Origin of the sequence: Halomonas sp. 3D7M (assembly GCF_014897885.1) — a bacterium.
Lineage (GTDB): Bacteria > Pseudomonadota > Gammaproteobacteria > Pseudomonadales > Halomonadaceae > Vreelandella.
On sequence record NZ_JABUZF010000192.1, the window covers coordinates 1 to 2,034 of the forward strand.

The window sequence follows — 2,034 nt, forward strand, 5'->3', positions numbered from 1 at the left end:
GCGCCAGCTTCACGGATTCAGGTAGATATATTGACGCCAATGTCGACCATGCAGGGCTTGCTTTAGCGAATATGAAATTAAGCGAAAGGATGGATGATATAAGCAATCTGGCTTTGGTTAATAAAAAGAGTCGCTCAAGGGGAATGAAAAGTGTGGCTGCTTTCGTAGGCATAGATAGTGAAGGTGAAACATCTTTTGAAAGTGTTCGCAATAATTTGAAAAATAAAAAAGATAAAAAATTGAGGTTTTTTGAAGGTGAAATGTTAGATGAAAAAAATTAGAGTCTATCGATGATTGGAACAAGATTGCTGATAATTTGGAGCCTTATTAATGAATATTATTCATTCTGAATATAATCGGTATAGATTATATAAATTTCTAAATTGTTTTGTTCAGCATGCAGCTCTGGAAAAGGCAATGAATTCTTTGTATCGTTTAAAAAATAACCAAATGTTCGGGGGAGAGCAGCAATGCATGCTGATAACAGGCGATACTGGAACCGGGAAAAGTGCATTAATTAAAGAATTTTCTTCCGCTTTTCCTGGTTATGAAGAAAACGGTGTTTTGATCCAGCCCGTGCTTGTGTCACGTATTCCAAGTAAGCCTGATGTTGAAAAAATGATGATTGAACTCATGAACGACTTAGGTCAGTTTGGTTCTGAAGCAAGAAAAAGTAGGAGGAGGGAGATTGGTCTGGCAGAGGCACTAGTTAAAATGTTGAAAGTTTGCAAAACTCAAATAATTATTATAAATGAGTTTCAGGAGTTAATAGAGTTTAAATCAGTTGAAGATCGACAAAGGATTGCAAACAGGCTGAAGCTCATTAGTGAGCAGGCGGGTATACCTGTTGTACTGGTAGGAATGCCATGGGCTTCTGAGATTTCAAATGAGCCTCAATGGGCCTCTCGTCTGATGTGTAAAATCGAGTTACCGTACTTTAAATTTTTAAATGAAGATGATCGAAAAGAGTTCACGCGCTTCGTTAAAGGTTTAGCATGTAAAATGGGGTTTGAAGAGCCTCCTAAATTTGAAAGCGATGAGATTTTGTTTCCCCTTTTTTCCGCAACACGAGGCGAGGCAAGAAAAATTAAACATATTTTAAGTGAAGCTCTTTCCTTAGCTTTATGGAGAGGTGAAAATACTGTCCATCAACAGCATTTTGCCGAAGTAATGGATTCTGCTTTTTTTGATGAGGATAACCCCTTCAAATTACCCTTCAAAGAAGTGCCTCTGTGTGAGGTGTCTAATTACGCTTCTTATAACCGTTATTCAACTGTGGAATCTGAAATGTTTGTGAGTACTCAATTCACGCCAAAAATTTCAACGAAAGCACTTTTTTCAAAAACATAAGCAGCTTATTAAGACGCCATTCTCTAGTTACAGAATTGATGGGAGCTTTTTAAAGTATCATTGCATTCTTGCTAAGAATCTCTTAGCATATTTTTGTGTCATCTTGCGCTAGCCTAGCGGCTTTCCAAGTAGCGATGGTGTTTTCATGGACAGTCCGCTTCCAGATCGCTTGAGAGCCGCCAGGCAAGCAGCGGGTATGACACAAAGGCAGTTGGGTGAATACCTCGGCATGGAGCCGAATCTGGCGAGTGCGCGTATGACGCAGTATGAAAAGGGGCAGCATGCGCCCAATTTCCAGTTGCTGAAGAGGCTTTCAGAGGCACTAGAGGTGCCCATTCCCTATTTTTTCTGCGAAGACGACACCGTGGCAGAATTGATCCTTGAGTTAGATAAACTCGACCCTGCAGAACGCCAACGCTTGTTGGAACAGCTTAAAAAGGGCAGTGCGCCTAGCGAAAGCTGATCTCGTTACTGATCAGCCGCCTGCAACTTCAACGTAATTGACCTTGATGAGCGCCTTTTGACTTCTTTCAGCTACAACTCTGATCTGATCGGCGGTGGACTGATGGTGCGCGAAAGCCGTGCCGTTGCTGATTTGCTGCTCTCTAATGCGGATGAAGGGCAGTGGCACCAGGCAATCATCATTGATAACCGCCTCCAGAAGAACCGTCCCGCCACTGCTAA

Annotated in this window: 3 protein-coding genes and 1 pseudogene; all 4 read left to right on the forward strand. The window is 41.6% G+C overall.

Annotated features, from left to right (window positions below; genetic code table 11):
* Positions 1–281: hypothetical protein (locus INT22_RS10830; protein WP_193068223.1), on the forward strand; the 281-nt coding region annotated here is incomplete at its 5' end.
* A gap of 49 nt (positions 282–330) precedes the next feature.
* Positions 331–1,350, forward strand: coding sequence for a TniB family NTP-binding protein (locus INT22_RS10835; RefSeq protein ID WP_193059738.1), 1,020 nt, complete (start codon positions 331–333; stop codon positions 1,348–1,350).
* 145 nt (positions 1,351–1,495) lie between these two features.
* Positions 1,496–1,813: a helix-turn-helix domain-containing protein gene (locus tag INT22_RS10840; RefSeq protein WP_009095642.1), complete on the forward strand. Its 318-nt coding sequence runs from the start codon at positions 1,496–1,498 to the stop codon at positions 1,811–1,813.
* Positions 1,814–1,915: 102 nt separating this feature from the next.
* A pseudogene (locus tag INT22_RS20770) lies at positions 1,916–2,034 on the forward strand (DUF1819 family protein); the annotation flags it as partial.